The sequence below is a fragment of the Sphingobium sp. Leaf26 genome, assembly GCF_001421665.1.
In the GTDB taxonomy this organism is placed as follows: Bacteria; Pseudomonadota; Alphaproteobacteria; order Sphingomonadales; family Sphingomonadaceae; genus Sphingobium.
This window is the reverse complement of record NZ_LMKV01000005.1, coordinates 110,659-125,518: the sequence shown is the minus strand read 5'-3', so window position 1 is coordinate 125,518 and position 14,860 is coordinate 110,659. Positions and strand designations below refer to the sequence as shown.

Sequence of the window (14,860 nt, the reverse complement as noted above, 5' to 3'; positions counted from 1 at the left end):
GAGGCAGATCACGTATCTTCGAAAGATACATAAATAGTGTTCTGTCATGTAGCTCTCTTTGCTACATGGCGGGGCGCGCTGTCCAGACCCCGCCGCCGGAGAGTGTAATGCGATACGATGCAATCATCATCGGCGGCAGCTTCGCCGGACTGTCCGCCGCGCTTTACCTCGAACGCGCACGCCGAACGGTGTGCGTGCTCGATACGGCCAAGCCCCGCAACCGCTTCACTGACGCGTCTCATGGGCAGTTCGGCCACGATGGCAGCAATCCGCTGACCATGCTGGCAACCATGCGCGAACAGGTCGCCGCATATCCAACCATCGACTTCGTCGACCAGGCCGCCGTGCATGCGGTGCGTGAAGGTGACGGCTTGACCGTCAGCCTAGCGAACGGCGCTGCCCTGAGCAGCGCGCGGCTGCTGCTTGCCTTCGGCATCGTGGACCAGCTGCCCGACATCCCCGGGGTGGCCGAGCGCTGGGGTCATTCGGTCATTCACTGCCCTTACTGCCACGGCTATGAGTTCAGCGACAAACGGCTGGGCGTGCTCAACATGTCGACGTTGTCGGGGCACCAAGCCTCGCTCATCCCTGAATGGGGCCCCACAACCTTCTTCCTCAACGGCGGCATGATCGATCCGAACCTGGATGCGGACCTTGCGAGGCGCGGCGTCGTGGTGGAGCCAGCTCGGATCGAGGGCTTGGTGGGCGAAGGCAACCACCTGTCGGCCGTCCGGCTTGCCGGTGGGCGCGAGCTGCCCCTCGAGGCGCTCTACATCGGCCCCTCCTACCGCTTCAGCATCAACATCGCCGAACGGCTCGGCTGCGCAATCGAGACCGGCCCGCTGGGACCGATTGTCATGGTCGATGAGATGAAGGCCACCAATGTCGCTGACGTTTACGCTGCCGGCGACATCACCCGCATGGGCCACACCGTCACCTTCGCCTGCGGGGACGGTGTGATGGCCGCACTCGCGATCCATCGCTCACTCGTTTTTGGAAGGGCTTCCTGATGCACGACAAGCCCTCACCCTATGCGAACGCAAACGCCGTCGCCTCCTATGCGCGGGATGCGCCGAACAAGGTGCCGGGTCTCGCCGACCTTCACCGCATGGCGATGTTGTTGCTGGCCGAACAAGCAGCCGGCGACGCGCGGATCCTGGTCGTCGGGGCCGGCGGCGGCCTTGAGACCCGGGCCATGGCCGAGACACAAGCGGGCTGGCGCTTCACGGGCGTCGACCCTTCCGCCCCCATGCTGGACCTGGCTCGCCAGACGGTGGTGCCGTTCACCCACCGGGTCGAGCTGATCGAAGGCACCATCGATCAGGCGCCGGACGGGCGTTCGATGGCGCAACCTGCATTCTGACACTCCACCACATCGACCGCGGCGCACGGCTGCACACGCTGCAGCAGATCCGCCGGCGGCTGCGGCCCGGCGCACGGCTCGTCATCGCGGGTCACTCGGCTCCTGGTCCCGATCCGAAGCGCTGGATGACACGGTCGGTCGCCTTCGGCGATCGCGCCGGGCTCGACTGGGAGAGGTCGGCCGCGACCGGCCGGATGATGGCCGAGCGCCTGCCGCTGCTGACCCCCGCGGAAGAGGAAGACCAGCTGCTCGAGGCTGGCTTCGCCGCTGTCGCGCTGTTTTACGCCACCCAGCCGCGGCCGGAGCTCCGTTATGATGGAACAAATCGTTTCCTGATGAACTGGCAGCATTCTAGACGTCAGCTGCTGAAAGCAGACTGACCAAAGTCGAAGGGTTTCGGGCGCCAGCAGGCGTACATAAACCCCGGACATGTACGACCCGAGGATCCGCAAGAAATGGAATATGGGGATTTGGCTTTTCGCTGTGGGCAGCTCCCCCTTAATGGGGCGGCAAGACGCAGAGATATGATCGTTTTGAGATCAGATTGATGTTGTCGTGGGGTATTCGAACGCGGCGTTTCGGTTGGTTGCGGGCACTTCTCCTCGGTGGATATGGTGCTGGGCACAAGGGTGCCGCTGTCCCGCGAGGTAGGGCGCGCGGGAGAGATCACGGACAGGCCATGCCGGATCATGACACCAGTTCCCGGGTAGATAAGGCTGCCGTCGGCGGAGCACGAGGTTGCCGCCAGCGCTCGGAGGTCTCGATAATGACCATGCGGCCACCGCACCATGGGCATGGCGGGTGCGGATCTACGCCTTCATCGGCAGTGAGCTCCTCGGGGTCTGCAGCGATTTGGAGCAGTTCACGAGCGAGAGCGAGGCTGGCCTTGCGGGCGGAACTGGCGAGCAGGCCATAATGCCGGATGCGGTGGAAGCCGCGCGGCAGGACGTGGAGCAGGAACCGGCGGATGTAACGCAGAGTGACGCCGGTGCCGTCAAAGGCGAGGATACGCCGGTTCGATATAGCGACCCGGTGTGTAACGCGACAGATAGGCTAGCACGGCTTCCGGTCCGGCGAAGGGCGGCTTGGCATAGACCACCCAGCGCTTCTTACGCACAGGAGCGACATGGCGCAGCAAAGTCTGCCGTTCGGTAAGCGGGGCGAGCGCAGCAGGCGGCGGTGCTCGGCATGACCGATCTGCTGGTCGCAGCCGAACGCACCACCGCGACGATGCCGGGTCGCGCGCCCGTGCCTCCGCTGGTCGTCAGCCACTGGGCGGCCGCGGGTGCAAAAGGGGCGCTGGCGCGGGCCTATTCCTCGGCGCCGTGCAGCACAACACCATCGATCTGTATCGTGCCACCCGCGCTGGACGGGCTGCGCGACGAGACGGATCCGGCAACAACGCGCTGGCTGCGCGAGCAGCATGCCGATGGCGCGGTGCTGGCCTCGGTCTGCCTGGGGGCATTCATACTCGGCGAGACAGGTCTGTTGGGTGGTCGCATCATCACGACGCACTGGGCCTATGAGGATCGCTTTCGCAGCCGGTTTCCCCAGACGCGCGTCGATACCGACCGCATCGTCATCGACGACGGCGATATCATCACTGCCGGTGGGGTCATGGCATGGACCGATCTGTGCCTGACGATCATCTCCCGGTTCCTCGGGAATGCCGTGATGATGGACGTCGCGCGCACCTTCCTGATCGACCCGCCGGGGCGCGAACAAAGCTATTACAGCGGCTTCAGCCCACATACGGGACATAAGGACGAGGCCATATTGAAGACGCAGGAATTCCTGCGCGTTAGCGATGGCAAGATCGTCGATGTCGCGACGCTCGCGGCGCAAGCGGGCCTTGAAGAGCGAACCTTCCTGAGGCGCTTTCAGAAAGCGACAGGTCACACCACGACCGACTATTGTCAGCGCCTGCGGATATCCAATGCCAAGACGAAGTTGCGCGATACACGGCTTGCCATCGATCAGATCGGCTGGGACGTCGGCGACACCGATCCGAGCGCGTTTCGAAAAGTCTTCGACCGCATCGTCGGCCTGTCCCCCTCCGATTACCGACGACGATTTGCAACGGGGGACAGAATAGCAGGCTGAAACAACCTGCGCTCACGTCGGACCGGGATATTCCAGCGGCGTCCACACTTCCACTGCCCAACTCGAAGCCGACATCCGCAGTTTCATTGATCGGCACAATGCCAATCCAAACCTTTCCGATGGACCAAATCCGCCGACGACATCCTCGCCGTCGTCAAACGCTTCTGCCAAAGACCGACCAAACATTATGCACCGAACTTTAGATTCAGGTGACTAGAACAGCGGATTATTGTTCGCCCGAATATCAGGCATTTGCATCATCCCATCCCAGTGCTCGACCATTTTTTTGTTCTCGACGCGATATATGTCGATGAATCTCCATTCGTTTCCCGCCATTTCATAGCGTGAATGAAGAACGACGATGTTACCATCTGCAATCACGTGCTTGAATTCGATTTTTTTGTTTCTGAACTCCTTGGGAAATAAGTAATTCTATAAGTTGTTTCACTCCTGCGGGACCGTCGGCGATTGTAGGATTGTGCTGAATAAACTCCTTGCCGATGCAATCATCTACTGCCGAAACGTCCAAATCACCGAAAATCCGCTGGTATGCGTCAGTGACGATCTGTTTGTTCTCGTTCATTGCAAAGCTCCTTGGGGAGGAAACTTGATTATAACAGAGGTGCTTTCGTTCCGCACGCCCAGAACACGCCTTGCCGAAGGTGGCATCGCCGCGTGCATCCCTGCGCAAATCAATCGCAAGGTCGCCATGCCGCACGACCAGTCGCTCTATCGCCCGCGTCATCTTATGGCTCATTCAATGAGTCCCGAACCTAAATTGTCGACGCCCATCTGCGACACATCGCCAACGGCAGCACTTTTGGTATAGCGTCGATTCTTGTCAGTCAGGCGGCCACCGATACCGGTCGGCACATGCTCCCTTGAAAGGATGATCGCGCGTGAACGAGAAGGATTATCGGCCAGAGACGCTAGCGTTGCATGCGGGTTGGCGCGCGGATCCGGCCACCGGGGCTGTCGCACCGCCAATCTATCAGACCACTTCCTATCAGTTTCACGACACCGGTCATGCGGCCAACCTGTTCGCCTTGAAGGAACTGGGGAATATCTATACCCGGCTCGGCAATCCCACGACCGCCGTGCTGGAGGATCGCATCGCGGCGATCGAGGGCGGCGCGGCTGCGGTCGCGGTCGCATCGGGTCAGGCTGCGTCCGCCTATGCCATCCAGAATCTGGCACGCGCGGGCGACAATATCGTCAGCGGAACCGATCTGTATGGCGGCACCTATAATCTGTTCGCCAACACACTGCGCGACCTGGGGATCGAGACGCGCTTCGTCGATCCGGGCGACCCCGACGCGTTCGTCCGCGCATCGGACGAGCGGACGCGCGCATGGTATGTCGAAACGCTGCCGAACCCCAAATTGGTGGTCTGCCCGATGGCCGAGATCGCACAGGCAGGACGGCCGCTCGGTATCCCGCTGATCGTCGACAACACCGCCGCCCCGCTGCTGTGTCGGCCGTTCGATCACGGCGCCGCGATCATCGTCTATTCCACCACCAAATATATCGGCGGGCATGGCACCAGCATCGGTGGCATGATCGTGGACGGCGGCAATTTCGACTGGGATGCCATTCCAGCGCGACAGCCGCTGCTCAACACACCCGATGCCAGCTATCACGGCGCGATCTGGGCAGAGGCCGCCAAGCCGCTCGGGCCGGTCGCCTTTGCGCTGCGTGCGCGGGTCGTGCTGCTTCGCGATCTCGGGGCCGCATTGTCCCCGTTCAACGCCTTCCAGATTTTACAGGGACTGGAAACGCTGCCGCTGCGGATGCCGCGTCATTGCTCCAATGCGCTTGCGGTGGTCGATTTCCTCAGCAAGCGGCCGGAGGTGAAGGCGGTGATCCATCCGTCGGTGCAGGGCGGTGCACAGCGCGAGCGGGCCGACCGCTATCTCACGGGCGGTTTCGGCGGCCTGGTCGGCATCGAGCTTGCCGGCGGACTCGAGGCGGGCCGGCGCTTCATCGACGCACTGCGCCTGTTCTATCACGTCGCCAACATCGGTGACTCGCGCAGCCTTGCCATCCATCCCGCCTCCACCACCCATTCGCAAATGTCGGAGGATGCTCAGCGCGCCGCCGGGGTCTCGCCGGGTTATGTGCGCCTCTCCGTCGGGTTGGAGCATATCGACGACATCCTCGCTGATCTGGAGAGCGCGCTGAACGCCCCCGCGCCAAGCTAGGGTCATCGATCAGGGCTGGCGGCGGGCAGATCGCTTAGTGGTTGTGATCGTCGACATAGCCTCCAATCGGCCGAACGTTCAACGTCACCGCGACCTTGCCCGCCCGCTCGAAGACCAGCGTTAATGGCACGACGTCGCCTGCGACGAACGGCGCGTAGAGGCCGGTGAACATGAGATGATAGACGCCAGGCTTCATGGTCGTGCGTCCACCCGCTGGAACACGCAACGCGGCCAACTCGCGCATGCGCGCGATGTTGCCGTCGTTGATCGACGCGTGCAGCGACACATGCTCCGCCCATGGACTGCTCGCAGCGACCAGCCGGTCTGCGACCGGTTGGTTGTTGACGATGACCATATACCCGGCGCCGGTCCGCGCGCCGCCGGGCATAGCGGGCGCCCAGGGTTGAACAATGCAGATCGGGCCGCTGACCGCAATTTCGTCGGGATGGACATGCGCTGCGTCGGCCGCGTCGTGGGGCGATCGATAGGTGACAAGATATGCCGTGGTGCCCATCACGCCCGCGAACAGCAGGATCTCCGCCGCGATCGTGCTTCGCAGCCAGATGCGAGAACCGTTCCCGGCCACAAGTCGTGGCATCAGGATCAGCTTGTTGAACCCGGCCAGCGTCAGCAGGACCGCGGTCAGCCCGATTTTCGTCAACAGCCCCTGCTGATAGGCCAGTGCCGGATCGAACCGAAATTCCAGCAGCAAGACAGCCGTCGCCGGCGCGACGGTAAGAAGAACACCGATGATCCACACCGCCTGCCGACTGAATCGGGTGACGAGCGGAGCCAGATCGCTCAACGGTCGCCAGCTTGCGAAAAGCAGCACCCACAACCCGCCGAACCACCAGGCTGCGGTCGTCACATGCAGCAGCACCGTGACCGACGTCAGCAGACCGCGCGACGCGGAATGACCAACGACGCCGAACGCCACAATAATCAGCGCCGCGCCGATCAGCGCGGCGGCACGATACGCGAACCCTGCGACCCATAGCCCTCCCACCAGGTGCAACCCGAGTGCCAGGCCGAGCGGTGAGCGAAAAATGGCTTCGTGTGTCGCCGTGTCGGCATCTCCCCGGCGCACCGCTGGCCTTATTGAAATCAATCGCCGCTTTTTGGGACAGACCTGGCGTTATTAGTCCCAGGCTGTGTAAAAACGTGATCAGCAGATCTGTGCGGGTGTACCGTTTGCGGTGGAGGCAACGAGATTTGTTAGTTTGGGCGCGACCTCAACTCGCGATGGCTTTGAGGATCGCCTTGCTCCCCATGATGTTGAGCACTCTGGTAAAGTTATAAGCCAAAACGTGGAGCGCCATCTCAGTCGACACACGCGGCTTGGTCTTCGTTAGAAAGTGGGTGGAGCCCATCCGGGCTTTGAGGGTGCCAAAGGGGTGCTCGACCGTCTGTCGCCGTATGCGCATGGCGTCGGGATTGGCATCTAGCCGATCCTGCATGGCTTCGAGGACGGACTCATGCTTCCATCGGGTGACGCGCCTTTCCTTACCTGGTGTGCATTGAGCCTTGATCGGGCATTTCGGACAAGCACTCGTCCAGTATCGGCTCACCGTCAGACCCGCTTCCACATTGGTGTAGCGATAGGTCAGCATGTCGCCGGCCGGACAGCGATAGACGTCCTGCTCGGGCAGGTAGACGAAGTCCGCTTTTCCGAACCGCCCCTCCGCCTTGGCACGGGAGGTCATCGGTTTGGGCAAGGTCACGGTGATGCCGGCCTGTTCGCTGGCCAGTATTTCTTCGCTCGCGAAGTAGCCGCGATCGGCCACCACATCGAGCCGCTCGACTTCCAAAACGGCTTTCGCCTTCTTCGCCATGCCGCTCAACTGCGCCCGGTCGGTGCCGATATTCGTGACCTCGTGTGTGACGATGAGATGGTGCTCGGTATCGACAGCGGTCTGCACATTATAGCCCACAACGCCCGTTCCGCGTCCGCTGCTCGACATTGATCGCGCGTCAGGATCCGTCAGCGATATTTGGCGGTCTGGTGACGCCAGCATCTGCGCTTCCAGTCCATCGAGGCGCTCCATCTCCTGTTCGAGCCTCGTGATTTTTTCCTTGAGCCTGTCCGTCTTGGCCACCAGCACATCCGTCGGCTCCTGCCGGTCGGCAGTATCCAACTGGGCCAGATAGCGAGCAACGCTTTCCTCGATCTGTTGACGCCGCCGCTCCAGCTTGGCTTTGGTGAAGTTGCGATCCCGGTTGTTCACGGCCTTGAACTTACTGCCGTCGATGGCGATGCTTGCTCACGCCAGCAGTCCCATTTGGCGGCACAGCAGGACAAAGCGCCCGCAGACCTGCCGGATCGCTTCGCCATTATCGCGGCGAAAATCAGCGATCGTCTTGTGATCGGGCACGAGCCGCCCGATCAACCACATCAGTTCGACGTTCCGGTCGGCCTCACGCTCCAGGCGGCGGCTCGACTGGACCCGGTTCAGATAGCCGTAAATATAGAGCTTGAGCAAAACCGAGGGATGATAAGCGGGCCGGCCCGTCGCAGCAGGCTCGACACCGGCAAAGCCAAGCTCTCCAAGATCGAGCACCGCAACAAAGGCATCAACCGCCCGAACCGGATTGTCCTCTGCGATCCAATCATCAACACAGGGCGGGAAAAGCGTCGTTTGGCTACGATCCGCACCGGTGATGAAGCGACCCATTTGACCCTCCAGACTGTCGCCGCATCATAGCATATTTAACGCGTTTCCACACAGTCTGGTCCATATGATGAACAGCAGGCCTGGGGCAAAGCGTGATCGCTGCCAAGGAGCATCCTCTGACAATCCCTGACACCCGCCAAATGATGCTTTCTCTGTGACTGGAACCCACAGCACTTTGAGTGTTGCACATGGTCAGCTTGGCCAAACAAACTGCTACGTCCTGCTATCTCGTGCAATCGGCGGCATGGTGGGTGTGCAACCTGGCACAGCCGCGCTAGCGTCGCCGTTTGAGCAATCGGGAACAGGTATGAACGGATATGTGCGTTTGGAAACGGCGGACGGTGATTTCGTGGTCGTCAATGTCGATCGGATAAGTTTTGTGCGGCGCTTCCGCGGCGAAAACGGCATCAGCGCGATCAATTTCGAGAAAGGAAATTATCTCGTCGTCAAGGGCAGCCTCGGCAGTGTCATGACCATCCTGGCCGAAGGCTGAAGCGAAGCTCATGCTTGCCGCCCTGTCCGCAGTCGTTCTGGCATCCGGGCAGGTCTTTGCCTGTACGCCTACCCATGTCTGGGACGGAGACGGCCCGATCTGGTGTGCGGAAGGTCCAAAGGTGCGTTTGGCCGGTATAGCTGCCCGCGAGATGGATGGCACATGCAAACAGGGGCACCCCTGTCCCAAAGCATCGGCTATTGATGCAAGAGACCATTTGGTGCGATTGCTGGGCGGCGCGAAAGGCAAGGTGCGGACCGGCCATATTCTTGTATCGGCGCCGACCATGCGTTGCGTTTCGAATGGATCGGCACGGGGCGGTCGCACAGGGGCATGGTGCAATCTGCCGGGCACGGGCGACATAAGCTGCGCCATGATCAGGTCAGGCACTGTCCTGCGATGGGATCGCTATGCGCGGGAGCATTGCCGCTGATGCCGAGAGGAACGCGCCACGAACTGACCGGCATTCTTCTGGACGGCGACTTCTATCCGGTGTTGCGTGTTGCCGACGGCGGCGAATGGCGACTGGAGATCACCAAGACCTGGCGGCCTCTGCTGGGCAAGCGCGTTGCCATCATCGGCGTACGTGACGGTTTTGACCTGATTGCCGTCGAACGGATTACCTTGGCATGACGCACGACCAGCTTTTGTGGGGCGCCGTGTCCATGCTGATGAAGCAACATGGTGAGCAGGCACCGCGCAAGGTGGCTGAGCGGATCGGTTCTCTTGCGGTTGCGGGAGATATGGCTGGCATGGCGCTGTGGAAAGATATCGCACACCGAATGGATATGATGATGCGGTTACCTGTCCAGTAGCCGGTCATCGCCCTGGCCATTACAATCAAGGCATGGCGGGCGGTGTTCGCAGCAAGCGTATATAGGTGGCGAGCCGCGCCTTTCGACGGGCATGAAACTGCCGGACGTGCTTGGCCAATGCTGAGGCCGTTGCAGTTTCGGCTGCCGATTCCAACTCAGCCAATTCTTCGCTCGTTTTCCCAATCACGCGTTCATCAAGCTGGCGCATGGCATGGAGCCGATCATTGGCGCTTTCAACAGCGCGAGTGAACGCACTATTGCCTTGCCTCAAGGCCAGACGGAGAAAAAGACGCGCAGTCCGTTCGGGCACATCTGATGCATCATGCTCCAACGTCGCGACACTGCCGATAGATGATCGTGGCTTGCGCACGGCCAGCAGGGCAAGTGCAGCGTTCCAGTCGAGCAGGTCACGCAAGACGCTCTCGTCGAGGGACGGCACGTAGAAGCCTCCGCCTGCGATGGCTTCGACAAGCCCTTCCCCTGTCAGCCGGTTGAGAACGTCCCGGACAGGCGTGATGCTGACATGCATGTCATCGGCAAGCCGGGCCGCTTCCAGACGCTGCCCGGGACGGAAGCTGCCCTGGATCAGGCGCTGCTTGAGCGTCTGGTAGCTGCGCTCGAGAATCTGCGCGGGACTCATCCGCCCTTGCCCGCGCCATTGCCTCCCAGCCAAGGCCTGTCGTTCCCTGGCACCTGTCGACTAAGGTAATGATCGACCAGATACATCTGGTCGGGCCGGAGCGCATCGATCGCGGCAATATGCGCAGGTATCTCGTCTCGGAGCAGGATCGAGGGACATTGCCCCTCATAATTGCCCAGATTGGGGCGATGCTGGGCATAGCCCACCAGGGCGGCCAGCGCTGGCGAGAAGGTCCGCGCAACCTGGGGCGGATAGGCAAGCCAGGGATTCTCATAGGGCTTGAGCCAGCCCAGTGAATAGCCGGTGACGATCGCGCGCCTGACCTCGCTCGTGTTGTTTCCGCCTGCGCCGTGCAACGTGGAACCCAGAAACAGGATAGCAGACCCTGGCAGACAGGTCGCCGCGATCGGCTCGTCATAATTCTGCCGGGCCATGCCGGTCGCACCATGGCTCGCAGGATAGAGTTGGGTCGCGCCATTGTCCGCCGTGAACGGGGTGATCGGCCACATGACATTGAGCAGATATTCATGCGCGCCTTTGGCACCTTGCCACATGTCGTGATCGCGATGCGGCAGCTGCGTCAGCGCACCGGGATGGATTTCGATGGCCTGGGCGACATTGAGCTGGATCCGGTCGCATGCGGGGCGCAATATTTCGTGCGCGATTCCGACGATCAGCGGGTCTTCCACCAGCGGTGCCATATGGCGGCTACGGCGCAGGAGGCCGCCAAAACGCTTGGTTCGCTCGCCATAGAAGCCGCCCTCGCAAAAGGGCGTCGCTCCGAAGATGGGCGAAAGATCCCGCTCCAGCGCCAGAATCGCGGAAGGCGAATGAAGGGCGTGTATGATGCAGAAGCCGTCGCGCAGGAGGCGACCGGTCCAATATTGCACCGCGGCCAGATGATCGATCGTTTCAAGCGGATTCATGACAGCATGTCTCCCGTGCGTGCCGGTGGTTCGACGTCGCTACCGATCAGGGCGAAACGGATCGGCTCGTACACGCCGCTCGCACGCAGCCTGTCGATGGTGGTGTGATCGATACGAATATGGAGGCCCACCAACAGGTCGCGACCATTACGCACCGATGGTCCGAGCGCCCGGCAATCCCATCCGAAACGGGCGATCTGATCGAACCAGGCCTGCTCGGCGACGCCGGTATAGTCGGTAATGCCATGTCGGATGGCGTGGTCGGCCAGCGTGCTGACCAACTGATTGCGCGCGCTGCGCCGCTCGGCCGATCGCTGATGCCGGTCAAGACAGAAGCGCGTGATTTCCCGGATGTTGGGCCCGGTCGGGACAATGCCGGTACAAAGATGCGGATAGAGATGGCCCAATATATGCTCGCGCTCCGTGCGCAGCAATCGCGCGGATGCGCGATGGACATGGTCGGGGCCAAGTAGGATCAGATATTCGGCATCCGGCGTATCGAACTGGTCCACCTCGAACCGGTCGGCGAGGACGGGCAGATCCCAGCCCAGAAGGTCGATGAAGACCTCCTTGCGGGCAGCAAACATCGCACGCATGGCGGCGCTTTCGCGCGCGCCATGACCGTGATCGGTCATTTCCATCATGGCAGGCTCCCTTGTGTAAGGTCCGGCAAGGACAGCAGAAGGGGCCTGGCTCTCACATACCAAGAAATGGGGGGACGGCTGGGCGTGCCGCTACGCCATAGCCGCCAAAAGCCCGATTTTGCTCGACGATGGCGCGCGAAATTGGCAACCGATGCCATCCAAGACACAGATGAAAGGCTGACCCCATGAACTCATCCGAACTCGTAGACGCGGTGGCGAGCGCGACCGGCACCACCAAGGCCGAAGCCAAGAAGATCATCGACGCCACCTTCGGCGCGATCGGCGATGCCGTCGGCAAGGGTGAGGAAGTCGCGGTCAACGGATTCGGGAAGTTCAAGCTCAAGCTCAACGCCGCGCGCGAGGGCAAGAATCCGCGGACCGGCGAACCCCTGTCGATCCCGGCCTCCAAGGGGCTTGGCTTCTCCGCTGCCAAAGCGGTCAAGGACAAGCTGAACGGCTGATACAAGCGCCGACGGCCCCATCGGCCGTCGGCTTTATATCCTAGGTTCGATCGGGTTCGTCACCGCCGAAGTCCTGCCCGATCTCGTCGATCAGGCGCGGACCTGCTTCCATGCGGTTGGCCAGCGCCTCCACATAGCCTGTCCAACGGATATTGGCGTCCGCGAGCGCGGCGCGCCGCGCTTCCTGCGGCAATGCCGGGTTCTGTAGCATCCACGCATGCACGAACAGGGCGAGCGCTTCGCCGTTCAGGGCATTTTGCCATCCCTGCCGCTGTATCTCCCGGTTCATGCGATCGAGACGCCGCCCGATCGCCGCTTCGAGCCGATCGGAGCCGTCGGCCGACAGGAAAGAGGCAAGCGCCGCCTCGACGATGACCGCCTGCGGCTTGCGCTTGCGCCGCGCATAGTCCGCCATCTGCATCGAAATCTCCGGCGAGAGGCGGATCGTGTGCTTGATCTTGAGCCCACTCATAGTTCCACTCCATCGTCAGGATCGAGCGAGGCCTGTCGCGCCGCCCGGTGCATGCGTGTCATCGCCCGCGCGCGGGCCGCATCCTTGTCATCGTCCCTTTCGTGGAATTCGAACTCGGCCCTTGCGGACGGACGCGGGGGTATGATCTCCTCTTGCTCGGGAAGATCGGGTTCCCGGCGGATTCCGGCATTGGCAGTGTCCGCCTGCGAGGGCCGTGCGGCGCGACAGGATTCGCTTGATCCGCCTGCGTTTATGGCTTGCGGATCAGTCTCCGGCGGTTCTGCCGGTGGGAGCACAGGGGAAACAGGCTTTGCCACAGGCACCGCGATGGTGGCACGATCGCTCCAGTCGTCGGACGGTGGCCTGCCCCCACCAAGCGCCGCAGCCTCCGGTGGCGGCAACAGCCGCGCCGTAAAACGCTTGTCCTCGAAATAGCGGGCCTTGGTGGCGCGCAACGGGGGCATCCCCGATACCATCACGATTTCCTCGCTTGGCGGGAGCTGCATGACCTCGCCCGGTGTCAGGAGGGGGCGCGGCGTTTCGGTGCGCGAGACCATCAGATGCCCAAGCCATGGCGAGAGGCGATGGCCGGCATAGTTTTTCATCGCGCGCATTTCGGTCGCTGTCCCCAGGCTGTCCGAAATCCGCTTGGCGGTCCGCTCGTCATTGGTGGCGAAGGCGACGCGCACATGGCAATTGTCGAGAATGGCGTTGTTGGGGCCGTAGGCCTTCTCGATCTGATTGAGGCTCTGGGCGATCAGGAAGGCCTTGAGGCCATAGCCCGCCATGAAGGCAAGCGCGCTCTCGAAGAAATCGAGGCGGCCAAGCGCGGGAAATTCGTCAAGCATCAGCAGGACCCGGTGGCGCCTGGCGTCGCGCTTCAATTCCTCGGTCAATCGGCGGCCGATCTGGTTGAGGATAAGGCGGATGAGAGGTTTCGTCCGACTGATGTCGGAAGGCGGCACCACCAGATAGAGACTCGTTGCGCGCGCACCCTCGACTAGGTCGGTGATACGCCAGTCGCATTGCCGGGTGACATGGGCGACCACGGGATCGCGATACAGGCCCAGGAACGACATGGCGGTCGAGAGCACGCCGGACCGTTCATTCTCGCTCTTGTTCAGCAGTTCGCGCGCGGCGCTGGCGACGACCGGATGCACGCCTGCCTCGCCCAGATGCGGCGTCGTCATCATCGCGCGCAACGTGTTATCGATCGTGCGCCTGGGGTCGGACAGGAAGGCGGCGACCCCGGCCAGCGTCTTGTCAGGCTCGGCGTAGAGGACGTGGAGGATTGCGCCGACCAGCAGCGCATGGCTGGTCTTCTCCCAATGGTTTCGGCGTTCGAGCGAGCCTTCGGGATCGACCAGCACGTCGGCGACATTCTGGACGTCACGCACCTCCCACTGCCCGCGCCGCACTTCGAGCAGCGGATTATAGGCGGCAGACGCACTGCTGGTCGGATCGAACAGCAGCACGCGGCCATGGCGTGCGCGAAAGCCCGATGATATCTGCCAGTTCTCGCCCTTGATGTCGTGAATGACACAGCTGCCCGGCCAGGTCAGCAATGTGGGCACGACAAGGCCAACGCCCTTGCCACTGCGGGTTGGCGCGAAGCACAGGACATGCTCCGGGCCATCATGGCGCAGATAGTCCGGACCAAACCTGCCGAGCACGACGCCCTCGTCTTTCAGCAACCCGGCTTGCCTGATATCGGCAGGCACAGCCCAACGCGCAGAGCCATAGGTTTCCGCGGTGCGGGCCTCGCGTGCGCGCCAGACCGACATGCCGACCGCCACCGCGATGGCCGCAAACCCGCCCGAGGTGGCAATATAGGCCCCGCGCTCGAAGATATGGGGCGCATAGGCGTCATAGCTGAACCACCACCAGAAGAAGGCGGGCGGCAGATAGATGGAATGGTCGCCGATCATGAACCAGGGTGGCCCGAGTGCCGGTTGGTAGCCAAGACTTGCCGCGGTCCACTGGGTCGCACCCCAGATGGCGATCAGCACGACCAGGCCGACGAGCAGCAACTGGCCCCAGAGTATGCGTGTGCCCGACATCGTCGTCACT

At 62.1% G+C, this 14,860-nt stretch carries 18 protein-coding genes and 3 pseudogenes; 11 read left to right on the top strand and 10 right to left on the bottom strand.

Features of this window, described 5'->3' with window-relative positions; genetic code table 11:
* Nucleotides 1-107 precede the first annotated feature (107 nt).
* From ASE85_RS07225 to ASE85_RS23800, 3 genes are all read left to right on the top strand, one after another.
* Nucleotides 108-1,010, top strand: coding sequence for an NAD(P)/FAD-dependent oxidoreductase (locus ASE85_RS07225; protein ID WP_056685931.1), 903 nt, complete (start codon nt 108-110; stop codon nt 1,008-1,010).
* A complete protein-coding gene (locus ASE85_RS23805; RefSeq protein WP_235523355.1) occupies nt 1,010-1,363 on the top strand; it encodes a class I SAM-dependent methyltransferase in 354 nt (117 codons plus the stop codon). The genes ASE85_RS07225 and ASE85_RS23805 overlap by 1 nt, the downstream gene beginning before the upstream one ends.
* 125 nt (nt 1,364-1,488) lie before the next feature.
* The gene (locus ASE85_RS23800) at nt 1,489-1,743 is read left to right on the top strand and encodes a hypothetical protein (protein WP_235523348.1); all 255 of its coding nucleotides are present in this window, start codon (nt 1,489-1,491) and stop codon (nt 1,741-1,743) included.
* A 307-nt stretch (nt 1,744-2,050) separates the two neighbouring features.
* Here ASE85_RS23800 and ASE85_RS22340 read toward each other — a convergent pair.
* Nucleotides 2,051-2,531, bottom strand: a pseudogene (locus ASE85_RS22340) (transposase); the annotation flags it as partial.
* A gap of 20 nt (nt 2,532-2,551) precedes the next feature.
* On the opposite strand from ASE85_RS22340, the gene ASE85_RS07210 reads away from it, so the two are divergent.
* Entirely contained in the window at nt 2,552-3,466 is a 915-nt protein-coding gene (locus ASE85_RS07210; protein ID WP_056685928.1) for a GlxA family transcriptional regulator, read from the top strand.
* 37 nt (nt 3,467-3,503) lie between these two features.
* Nucleotides 3,504-3,669 (top strand): annotated as a pseudogene (locus tag ASE85_RS22905) (IS630 family transposase); the annotation flags it as partial.
* Nucleotides 3,670-3,679: 10 nt separating this feature from the next.
* On the opposite strand, the gene ASE85_RS24380 reads toward ASE85_RS22905, so the two are convergent.
* Both ASE85_RS24380 and ASE85_RS07205 read right to left on the bottom strand, forming a co-directional pair.
* Nucleotides 3,680-3,847: a hypothetical protein gene (locus ASE85_RS24380; protein WP_162237431.1), complete on the bottom strand. Its 168-nt coding sequence runs from the start codon at nt 3,845-3,847 to the stop codon at nt 3,680-3,682.
* Complete coding sequence (locus tag ASE85_RS07205) at nt 3,831-4,223, bottom strand: nuclear transport factor 2 family protein (protein ID WP_056685839.1); 393 nt, start codon at nt 4,221-4,223, stop codon at nt 3,831-3,833. Before ASE85_RS07205 ends, ASE85_RS24380 begins: the two co-directional genes overlap by 17 nt.
* 142 nt (nt 4,224-4,365) lie before the next feature.
* On the opposite strand from ASE85_RS07205, the gene ASE85_RS07200 reads away from it, so the two are divergent.
* A complete protein-coding gene (locus ASE85_RS07200; protein WP_056685836.1) occupies nt 4,366-5,667 on the top strand; it encodes an O-acetylhomoserine aminocarboxypropyltransferase/cysteine synthase family protein in 1,302 nt (433 codons plus the stop codon).
* 34 nt (nt 5,668-5,701) lie between these two features.
* Here the strand turns inward: ASE85_RS07200 and ASE85_RS07195 are convergent, their stop codons facing one another.
* Together ASE85_RS07195 and ASE85_RS07190 are read right to left on the bottom strand one after the other, a co-directional pair.
* Nucleotides 5,702-6,754, bottom strand: a complete 1,053-nt coding sequence (locus ASE85_RS07195; protein WP_162237430.1) for a copper chaperone PCu(A)C — start codon at nt 6,752-6,754, stop codon at nt 5,702-5,704.
* Between the two features lie 145 nt (nt 6,755-6,899).
* Nucleotides 6,900-8,339, bottom strand: a pseudogene (locus tag ASE85_RS07190) (IS1182 family transposase).
* A gap of 154 nt (nt 8,340-8,493) precedes the next feature.
* Here ASE85_RS07190 and ASE85_RS23795 point away from each other — a divergent pair.
* The 4 genes from ASE85_RS23795 to ASE85_RS07175 are packed head-to-tail and all read left to right on the top strand — an operon-like array spanning nt 8,494 to nt 9,647.
* The gene (locus tag ASE85_RS23795) at nt 8,494-8,832 is read left to right on the top strand and encodes a hypothetical protein (RefSeq protein WP_235523346.1); all 339 of its coding nucleotides are present in this window, start codon (nt 8,494-8,496) and stop codon (nt 8,830-8,832) included.
* 10 nt (nt 8,833-8,842) lie between these two features.
* Complete coding sequence (locus ASE85_RS23790; protein WP_082462706.1) at nt 8,843-9,265, top strand: thermonuclease family protein; 423 nt, start codon at nt 8,843-8,845, stop codon at nt 9,263-9,265.
* Nucleotides 9,166-9,465 carry a DUF5818 domain-containing protein gene (locus tag ASE85_RS07180; RefSeq protein WP_235523344.1) on the top strand — a complete coding sequence of 100 codons (300 nt, stop codon included), beginning with the start codon at nt 9,166-9,168 and terminating at the stop codon, nt 9,463-9,465. Before ASE85_RS23790 ends, ASE85_RS07180 begins: the two co-directional genes overlap by 100 nt.
* The gene (locus ASE85_RS07175) at nt 9,462-9,647 is read left to right on the top strand and encodes a DUF6961 family protein (RefSeq protein WP_056685823.1); all 186 of its coding nucleotides are present in this window, start codon (nt 9,462-9,464) and stop codon (nt 9,645-9,647) included. The genes ASE85_RS07180 and ASE85_RS07175 overlap by 4 nt, the downstream gene beginning before the upstream one ends.
* Before the next feature lie 25 nt (nt 9,648-9,672).
* Here ASE85_RS07175 and ASE85_RS07170 read toward each other — a convergent pair whose 3' ends face one another.
* Genes ASE85_RS07170 through ASE85_RS07160 form a run of 3 tightly spaced genes read right to left on the bottom strand, consistent with a single transcriptional unit; the run spans nt 9,673 to nt 11,857 of the window.
* Nucleotides 9,673-10,287: a GntR family transcriptional regulator gene (locus ASE85_RS07170; RefSeq protein WP_056685821.1), complete on the bottom strand. Its 615-nt coding sequence runs from the start codon at nt 10,285-10,287 to the stop codon at nt 9,673-9,675.
* Nucleotides 10,284-11,213: a phytanoyl-CoA dioxygenase family protein gene (locus ASE85_RS07165; protein ID WP_056685818.1), complete on the bottom strand. Its 930-nt coding sequence runs from the start codon at nt 11,211-11,213 to the stop codon at nt 10,284-10,286. Before ASE85_RS07165 ends, ASE85_RS07170 begins: the two co-directional genes overlap by 4 nt.
* Nucleotides 11,210-11,857 carry an acyl-homoserine-lactone synthase gene (locus ASE85_RS07160; RefSeq protein WP_082462705.1) on the bottom strand — a complete coding sequence of 216 codons (648 nt, stop codon included), beginning with the start codon at nt 11,855-11,857 and terminating at the stop codon, nt 11,210-11,212. The genes ASE85_RS07165 and ASE85_RS07160 overlap by 4 nt, the downstream gene beginning before the upstream one ends.
* Nucleotides 11,858-12,042: 185 nt before the next feature.
* On the opposite strand from ASE85_RS07160, the gene ASE85_RS07155 reads away from it, so the two are divergent.
* Complete coding sequence (locus ASE85_RS07155; protein WP_056685815.1) at nt 12,043-12,318, top strand: HU family DNA-binding protein; 276 nt, start codon at nt 12,043-12,045, stop codon at nt 12,316-12,318.
* A 40-nt stretch (nt 12,319-12,358) separates the two neighbouring features.
* On the opposite strand, the gene ASE85_RS07150 is transcribed toward ASE85_RS07155, so the two are convergent.
* A complete protein-coding gene (locus ASE85_RS07150) occupies nt 12,359-12,790 on the bottom strand; it encodes a hypothetical protein (protein ID WP_056685813.1) in 432 nt (143 codons plus the stop codon).
* Entirely contained in the window at nt 12,787-14,850 is a 2,064-nt protein-coding gene (locus ASE85_RS07145) for a conjugal transfer protein TraG (protein WP_056685810.1), read from the bottom strand. The genes ASE85_RS07150 and ASE85_RS07145 overlap by 4 nt, the downstream gene beginning before the upstream one ends.
* Nucleotides 14,851-14,860: the final 10 nt, after the last annotated feature.